Genomic DNA, 959 nt, shown 5'->3' with positions numbered 1-959 from the left:
GCCAGGAAAGTCGACGTCACCACCGGCGGCTCGGTCGAAACCCTGCAGGACCGGTCGGCAGGCATCGTCGTCCAATCGCTTGGCGGCGGCGGCGGCAATGGCGGCTTTGTCGTGGAAGGCGCCCTCTTCGGAGCGAGCGTTGGAATCGGCGGCAAGGGCAGCGGCGGCGGCGATGGCGGCGACGTGTTCTTCCGCACCGCCAATGGCGGCCAGCAATCGATCATCACGCGCGGCACCGACTCGATCGGCCTCGTCGTACAGTCGGTCGGCGGCGGTGGCGGCAATGGCGGCTTCGTCGGCACGTTTGGCGCGATCGCCAATCTGGGCATCGGTGGTGGCGGCGGCGCGGCAGGCGCGGGCAAGGCGGTCGATGCGACCTATAATGGTTCGGTCGAGACCTTCAAGGAAAGGTCGGCCGGTATCATCGTGCAATCGATCGGCGGCGGCGGCGGCAATGGCGGCGGCGTCATCGGTGTCGGCCTTGGCTTGACCGTCGGCATCGGCGGCAGTGGCGCCGGCGGCGGCGCCGCGGGCAAGGTCGTCTACAACTCCACCACCACGAATATCACAACCCACGGCGCCGACTCCGCTGGCCTGATCGTTCAATCGATCGGCGGCGGCGGCGGCAATGGCGGCTTTTCCTTCAATGGCGCTATCGCTGCGACCATCGGCAGCGGCGGCAAAGGCGGAGCGGCCGGCGAGGCCGAGACGGTCAGGGCCACAATTGGTGGCGGCTTGATCCATACGATCGGCGATCGCTCGACGGGTATTGTCGCGCAATCCATCGGCGGTGGCGGCGGCACGGGCGGCGGTTCCGCAGGACTGAACCTGGGCCTCGGCATCGGGATCGGTGGTAAGGGCGCCGGCGGTGGCGGCGGCAAGACCGTTGATGTCATCAACGGCGCCGTCGTCCAGACCGAAGGTATTCAGTCGCACGGCATCATGGCGCAGTCGGTCGG

The 959-nt window shown here is 68.3% G+C and carries 1 pseudogene; it reads left to right on the top strand.

Annotated elements, in window-relative coordinates:
- A pseudogene (locus EN906_RS37645) lies at positions 1-959 on the top strand (autotransporter outer membrane beta-barrel domain-containing protein); the annotation flags it as partial.

Source organism: Mesorhizobium sp. M7A.F.Ca.CA.004.06.1.1 (assembly GCF_003999135.1).
Taxonomy (GTDB): Bacteria; Pseudomonadota; Alphaproteobacteria; order Rhizobiales; family Rhizobiaceae; genus Mesorhizobium.
This window is presented reverse-complemented; position numbering and strand designations above follow the sequence as displayed.